At 71.2% G+C, this 6809-nt stretch carries 5 protein-coding genes and 1 pseudogene; 3 read left to right on the top strand and 3 right to left on the bottom strand.

Going from position 1 to position 6809, the window contains the following annotated elements; translation table 11 throughout:
• A pseudogene (locus AB0D27_RS27250) lies at positions 1–180 on the bottom strand (transcriptional regulator); the annotation flags it as partial.
• A 107-nt stretch (positions 181–287) separates the two neighbouring features.
• On the bottom strand, positions 288–1085 hold the full coding sequence (locus AB0D27_RS27245) for a VOC family protein (RefSeq protein ID WP_362513882.1): 798 nt from the start codon (positions 1083–1085) through the stop codon (positions 288–290).
• A gap of 141 nt (positions 1086–1226) precedes the next feature.
• On the opposite strand from AB0D27_RS27245, the gene AB0D27_RS27240 reads away from it, so the two are divergent.
• Together AB0D27_RS27240 and AB0D27_RS27235 are read left to right on the top strand one after the other, a co-directional pair.
• Positions 1227–2243, top strand: coding sequence for a zinc-binding alcohol dehydrogenase family protein (locus AB0D27_RS27240; RefSeq protein WP_362513893.1), 1017 nt, complete (start codon positions 1227–1229; stop codon positions 2241–2243).
• 62 nt (positions 2244–2305) lie between these two features.
• Complete coding sequence (locus tag AB0D27_RS27235; protein ID WP_362513880.1) at positions 2306–3523, top strand: GAF domain-containing SpoIIE family protein phosphatase; 1218 nt, start codon at positions 2306–2308, stop codon at positions 3521–3523.
• A gap of 6 nt (positions 3524–3529) precedes the next feature.
• Here AB0D27_RS27235 and AB0D27_RS27230 read toward each other — a convergent pair whose 3' ends face one another.
• Positions 3530–5344 carry a pentapeptide repeat-containing protein gene (locus AB0D27_RS27230; protein ID WP_362513877.1) on the bottom strand — a complete coding sequence of 605 codons (1815 nt, stop codon included), beginning with the start codon at positions 5342–5344 and terminating at the stop codon, positions 3530–3532.
• A 538-nt stretch (positions 5345–5882) separates the two neighbouring features.
• Here AB0D27_RS27230 and AB0D27_RS27225 point away from each other — a divergent pair.
• Positions 5883–6797 carry an SGNH/GDSL hydrolase family protein gene (locus AB0D27_RS27225; protein WP_362513875.1) on the top strand — a complete coding sequence of 305 codons (915 nt, stop codon included), beginning with the start codon at positions 5883–5885 and terminating at the stop codon, positions 6795–6797.
• The last annotated feature ends 12 nt before the right edge of the window (positions 6798–6809 follow it).

Genomic DNA, 6809 nt, shown 5'->3' with positions numbered 1-6809 from the left:
GCCCGCGACCGCGTCCGTGGAGAGCCGGTCGCGGGCCGCGCGCCGCCAGTGCCCGAAGTCCAGCGGTCCCTGTCCGGTCTCCAGCCGGCAGACGCTGCAGATCAGTTCCCACAGCGGATCGGGCTGCCGGGCCACGCGGATGTTCTGCAGATCGTGCGAGGTGAAGTGAATGCGGAGCATGCGGTCTCCTTCGCTCGCAGTCCTTGTGGGGGCACGGCCGCCCGTGACGCGGCCACAAGGAGGGACGAGTACCGCATGCCCGCGGTTGCCCTCGCGGGAGGGAAGCCTTAGGACATGTCAGTCATTTTGGGCATGTCGCCTTGGGTTGTCTTGATGTCGATGACGGAGAACGACGCGCCCTGCGGGTCGCTCAGGGCCGCGAACCGGCCGAAGGGGCTGTCCATCGGTCCGAAGCGGAGGATGCCGCCGCGCTCGGTCGCCTTCGCCACCGTCGCGTCGCAGTCCTCGACGGCGAAGTAGAGATTGACGTACGACGGCACCTCGGGCGGGAAGTCGTCCGTCATCTTCATCCGGCCCAGGGCCGGGCTGTCGCCGAGGCTGAAGATCCGGTAGTCGGTGTTGTCGTCGTCCATCTGCCGGGCGCTGTACGGGAAGACGGCCGGGAAGAACGGGTCCGACTTCTCGGGCTCCCGGGTGAAGAGCTCGGCCCAGGCGTACGCTCCGGGCTCGGCCGTCGCCTCGAAGCCCTCGTGGATGCCCGCCTGCCAGACGCCGAAGACGGCGCCGCCGGGGTCGCGGGCCAGCACCATGGTGCCGAATTCGCCGACCTGCATCGGCTCCATCAGCACCTCGCCGCCGTTGTCCTTGATCTTCGTGGCGGTGGCGGCGGCGTCGGGCGAGGCGAGGTACAGGCACCAGGCGGACTGCCCCTCCTGCCCGGGCATCGGCGGCACGACGGCGGCCACCGCCTTGCCGTTCGCGTACGCCTGCGTGTAGTTGCCGTACTCCGAGGACGCGTCGCCGAACGTCCAGCCCAGTACGTCACCGTAGAAACTCTTGGCCCCCTCGACATCGCTGAACATCGCGTCCGCCCAACAGGGCATTCCTTCAGGCTGTACGGCCATGACGTCGACCTTCTCCACTTCGGTGAACGGTTGCGCCTTTCACGCTAAAGGGCCTCTGTCGGGGCCGCGCGCCGAGCGGGACGCGCTGCATCACACTGGAGAGCGGGCACGGTGGTCGTCGACGGGACGGGGCACTGGATGATGTACGCGTGGGAAGTCGCCCGGCCCGGGCCGATCGAGCGGGACCCGCTGCGCTTCGTCGAGAGACCGGTGCCGGTGCCGGGGCCCGACGAGCTCCTGGTCCACGTCCGCGCCTGCGGGGTGTGCCGCACGGATCTGCACGTCGCCGAGGGCGATCTGCCGGTGCGCCGGCCGGGGGTGACACCGGGGCACGAGGTCGTCGGCGTGGTCACGGGGGCGGGTGGAGAGGTGACCGGCTTCGCGCCCGGCGACCGGGTGGGCGTCGCCTGGCTGCGCCGTACGGACGGCACCTGCGGTTACTGCGTGCGCGGGGCCGAGAATCTCTGCCCGGCATCCCAGTACACCGGCTGGGACGCCGACGGCGGCTACGCGGAGTACACGACCGTCCCCGCCGCCTTCGCCTATCCGCTGCCCGGCGAGGTGGACGACGTCGCCCTCGCACCGCTGCTGTGCGCCGGCATCATCGGCTACCGCGCGCTGCTGAGGGCCTCGCTGCCGGCGGGCGGGCGGCTCGGTCTGTACGGCTTCGGCGGCAGCGCCCATCTCTGCGCGCAGCTGGCCCTCGCGCAGGGCGCCACCGTGCATGTACTGACCCGTGACCCGGCCGCGCGCCGGCTGGCGCTCGCTCTGGGAGCCGCCTCCGCCGGTGGGGCGTACGACGCACCGCCCGAGCCATTGGACAGCGCGATCCTGTTCGCGCCGGTGGGTGACCTGGTCCCGGTCGCCCTGCGGGCGCTCGACCGGGGCGGGATCCTGTCGGTCGCCGGGATCCATCTGAGCGACACGCCGCCGCTGCGCTACGAGCGCGAGCTGTTCTACGAGAAGGAGCTGCGCAGCGTCACCTCCAACACGCGCGAGGACGGCCGGGCCTTCCTGACCCTGGCCGCCCGCCACGGCGTGCGCGCCACGACGCACACCTATCCGCTGTCGCGGGCGCACGAAGCCCTGCAAGACCTCGCGGCGGGCCGCTTCGACGGGGCGGCCGTGCTGGTGAACGACCTTCCGGCGCGGCACTGAGCATGCGGGGCCGCCGCGCGCGTGCGTGGATGGACCAAGGCGGGTGCGGCGGTGGAGGTGGCATGGCGGGGCCGGGCAGTGCGGACACTGCGGGTGCGGGGGCGCCGGTCGGTGCGATGGAGGAAGCCGTCGAGTCGATCGGCACCACCCTCGACGAGCGGACGACGTGCGCGGAACTCGCCGACTTCGTGAGCCGCCACTTCTGCGACGCCGCCGCGGTCGATCTGCTGCCCACGGACGTCCCGACCAGCCGGCACTCCGCCGACCCGGACCTCTCCCGCGTCGCCACGGCAGGCCGCACCGAGCTGCTCAGCCCCCCGTGGGGCGCGCGCCCCCTGACCGTCCAGGCGCTGGACGAAGGACACCCGATCTCGGCCTCCATCGACCTGTCCGGCGGGGTGCCACGGCAGGTCATGACCGTGCCGCTGCTCGCGCACGGGCGGCTGTACGGAGTGCTGCTGGCCGTTCGGCGGGGGCCCGCGTTCACCGACGTGGAGACGTCGGGCACGCACTACGTGGCGCGACTCGCGGCCGTCCACCTCGGACACTCGCGTCAGCACACCGCCGTCCGCGGCAGGGTCCTCGACCTCCAGCGGGCGCTGCTGGCCGAACCGGGCAGACCGCATCCGAACCTCGATCTGGCCACCCGCTATCTACCGGCCGGGGGCAGCACCCTGGTGGGCGGCGACTGGTTCGAGACCGTACGGCTGCACTTCGGGCGCACGCTGCTGGTGGTGGGCGACGTCATGGGGCACGGACTGGACGCGGCGGTGGACATGACCGCGTACCGCTCGATGCTGCGCTATGTGGCCTCCACGGATCTGCCGCCGCACCGCGTGCTGCGCCGTCTCGACGCGGCGGTCGCGGAGGACGGGAACCGGCGTCCGGCCACCTGTCTGCTCGTCCAGGTCGACCCGGCACGCGGCACGGCGGCGCTCGCCGGCGCCGGGCACCTGCCCCCGGTGGTCTTCGCCGGCGACGGCACCGGCGAGTTGGTGCGGCTGCCGGTGGGTCCCCCGCTGGGCACCGGGGTGGGCGGCTACGAGCAGGCCACCCGCGCGCTCGCGCCGGACGAGACCCTGGTGATGTTCACCGACGGCCTGGTGGAGCGCCGCGGGGAGGACATCGACGAGTCGCTCGCCCGGCTGGCCGGGCTGCGGCTGCCGCCCGGGGCCGACGCCGAGGAACTGCTCGACGAGGTCCTCGTCCGGCTCGACGCGCGTCACGCGGAGGACGACGTGGCGGTTCTGGCGGCCCGCATCCGCCGTCGGCACCCGTAGGAGAAGTCAGCGCTGCACTCGTCCGCGGGCAGCGAGTACGGCAAGACCGAACAGGACGGGCTCACACAGCCGGCTGCCCATCTCGATCCAGATGCCGTTCCGTGTCAGATCCTGACCACTGCTGCGGAACACCACCGAGTTGACGACCACGCGCCCGGCCCGCTCCGAGCGAGCGGCGCTGAAGCGGTTCGCGATGTCGCGCGGAACAGCCGTGCCCGAAGCGTCGGACGTGAGTACCACCGTTCCGCCGCCGGCCGGGACTTGGCCCGTCATGCGTGATGTCGGTGGCGCCGTCGGCAGTCCGTAGAGCATGAGCAGCAGAACGGTCACGCCCATGGCACACAGCAGGGCACCAAGTGCCCGCGACGCCCGCAGCCCGTACCCGGAGAGCAGCCAGTAGGTGTGCAGCAGCGCACGCTCCCCGGGTGGCGTGTCCTTGTTGTGGCGGCGCATCTCCATCTCGCCGTAGTAGAAGTCGGCCGCCCCGGGCTCGTTCTTCGTGTCCTCGAGCGCCTTGCGCAGCTGGCGATAGACGATGGCGACATCGTCGGCGGAAGGGCTCTGGGCTGGATCGGGGTGGCCGAGCCCGATGATCCATCCGTCCGTGTCCGCATCACTGCGGCTGTCACCAGGCAGTGCCCGCCAGTACTGCTCCTCGACGAGCACACGTCGACGGCTCCACCAGCAAACGGGCAGCCATTTACTGCCGTGGCGCAGCCCGGACGGGGGAACGCCATACCCACAGCGCCCTGCCAGACCGATCTGGTCGAGGTTGTACGCGCCCGAGAACTCGCAGCGTGACAAGTCGATGTTGGTCAGGACGAGTTGGGCGGCGTTGACACCGGACAGCCGCAACAGCCGGACGGTCACACTGCCTTCCTCACGCGGCATCTCCTGCTCGAGCCCGCGCGTACCGGCCATGAACGGCATCGCCTCGTACGACACGGTCGCCGGCTCAGCGAATGCCGCGTCGCTCAACGACACGGCGGCATATCGCAGTTGGAAGACCGCGGTGGCCTCGCACCGTATGCGGTTCATGTCCACTCTTCTCGCCGCGATGCCAATGCGCAGGGGCGTCTTGAACACGGCGCCGCGCATCCACAGTTCGTCCGTGCACACGACCGGCCCGCGCCACTCGCTTTCGAACACCGCCTCCGCGAACACCGCCCTCCCCCGGAACCGTGCGCCGTAGAAACCTGCCGACCTGGTGAAGGTCGCCTGCGAGAAGTCGGCGCTCGTGTCACCCTCCCTCCGGAACCAGGTCTCGGTGAAATGCACGCTGCCCGAAAAGTGAGCGGAGGTGAAGGCACCCGTTCCCTCGACCCACGCTCCTGAGAAGCGGGCAACTGACGCACACGACACTCCGTCGAAGAACGCGTCCGCCGCGAACCACGCGGCCACGAAGCGGGCTTCGCCGTGGAAGCGCACCTTCCGGAAGTAGGCCGTCCCGGCGAACCGGGCCGCGTCGAAGCCCGCGTAGTCGGCAAACGCGGCGCCGGTGAAATGGGCCTCGCCCTCGAAAACCGCGCCTTCGAAGTAGGCCGGCCCGCCGAACCTCAGACCCGAGCAGCGCACTCCGGCCGGAAACCGCGCCGTATCGAACCGCGCCGTCCCGAACTGTGCGTCCACCGCGGTCGTCAGCGCCTGCCACAACTCCTGGGTGAAGTGCACTCCGCGAAAGTCCACGTCCACGCCTGGTACGAGTGCCGCCAGGGCCTCCCGCTGCTCCGGGTCACTCAGATGACGCAGGCAGTGGCCGCGTCCCGGCACGGTGACTGCCGTGCACGCCGTCGCGGTGCACTCCGACCAGACTCGGTTCATCGTCCAGCCATACAGCGGAGGCCGGGCCTCGGCAAGGTCGCTGCCGCCGCGCACGCGAGCGCGCCCCGGCCCGGGTTCGCGCGGCGGTGTTCGATCCCCGCACCGCACGAGCCCGCGCCGCAACTCCCCGTATGTGGCTCCCACTTGAACCGTGGACAGTTTCTGTTCTCATCGCCGTCTCCGGGGTCAGCCCAAGGCCAGTCCCGGGCGGCCGGGTTCGACGCCCATCTGGCCAAGCCGCTGCCGAACGCGGACCTGCTGGAGCTCCGGCACGGCACACCGCCGCCGTCGACACCGCCGGGGTAACGTGCGTGGCTTACAGGACGCCTGGCGCAGGGAGCGCCCAAGGCGACGTCACCCTCGAGACGCCCACGGGCGCCGGTGCTTCCCAGCTGTCCACCCAGCCGCGCGCGCCGGTCGGGGCGACGTCCTGGACGACCGCGGCGACACGTTCGCGTGGCCGACGTACGTCTTCCGCCTTGTGCCCGCTTGTGCTTGCCTTGGGATCCCTTTCGGTAGGCGGGCTGGGAGTTGCCGGATGCGAAAGCCGTGGCTCGTGGGGGTGTTGGTGGCCGGGCTGCTGCTCGGCGCGTGCGGCGATCCGGCGTCGGCGCCCGAGGCGTCGCCGCCCGCCCCGGCGGTGTCGGGGGCTTCGCAGTCTCCGACGTCGACCACCCGTCAGCGGGCCGTCGCCTCACCGGACGCCGTGGCGAAGCCGCCCACGGTGCTGTACCTCGGGGACTCGATCGCGATGGAGAACCAGAAGGTGCTGGGCCAGTTGCTCGGGGACCAGTTGCACGCGCGGTACACGAGCGCCCCGTACTCGGGCACCACCTTGTGCGACTACCTGGAGGGCACGGCGAAGCGGTCGCTCGTACCGCCCGCGGACAAGGCGGCCGCCCTGGTGCGCTCACTCCAGCCGGACTTCGTGGTGCTGCAGTTCTGGGGCAACGCCTGGGGATACACGCCCTGCATGGACGGCATCACCTACGACAAGTCGCGCACCACGTACGTCAAGCGGTACGAGGCGGACGCGAAGAGACTGACCGAGCAGATCGCGGGGGCGGGCGGTGCGAGGCGGCCCAGGATCGTATGGGTGCTGCAGGGCCCCGACCCGATCACCCCCGACCGCGTCCGGACCGTGAACGCCCTCTACGAGGCGCGCGCCCGCGCCTCCGACGATCTGCTCGCCGACGCAGGCAAGACGGTGAGCCCGGCATCCGCCCGCTATACCTGGGCCCAGTACCTGCCCTGCACGTCGTACGAGCACGATCATCCCGCCTACTGCACCCAGCCGGGCCGCGACCGCACCGCCCTGCACCGCGACGACGACTATCTGCACTTCTGCCTGGCCGCCACCTCGTCCAAGCCGAGGCCCTGCCCGGTGCAATCCCCCGGCATCCTGCGTATCACGCGGGAGATCACACGGGTGATCTCCGACCACGTCGGCTGACGGGTCTCGTCC

Origin of the sequence: Streptomyces sp. NPDC048415 (genome assembly GCF_040651675.1) — a bacterium.
Taxonomy (GTDB): domain Bacteria; phylum Actinomycetota; class Actinomycetes; order Streptomycetales; family Streptomycetaceae; genus Streptomyces.
This window is presented reverse-complemented; position numbering and strand designations above follow the sequence as displayed.

Excerpts from the sequence above, each read along its gene's own strand:
- AB0D27_RS27230 (WP_362513877.1), bottom strand. The coding sequence starts at position 5,344 with ATGAACCGAGTCTGGTCGGAGTGCACCGCGACGGCGTGCACGGCAGTC.
- AB0D27_RS27240 (WP_362513893.1), top strand. The coding sequence starts at position 1,227 with ATGTACGCGTGGGAAGTCGCCCGGCCCGGGCCGATCGAGCGGGACCCG.
- AB0D27_RS27225 (WP_362513875.1), top strand. The coding sequence starts at position 5,883 with ATGCGAAAGCCGTGGCTCGTGGGGGTGTTGGTGGCCGGGCTGCTGCTC.
- AB0D27_RS27245 (WP_362513882.1), bottom strand. The coding sequence starts at position 1,085 with ATGGCCGTACAGCCTGAAGGAATGCCCTGTTGGGCGGACGCGATGTTC.
- AB0D27_RS27235 (WP_362513880.1), top strand. The coding sequence starts at position 2,306 with ATGGCGGGGCCGGGCAGTGCGGACACTGCGGGTGCGGGGGCGCCGGTC.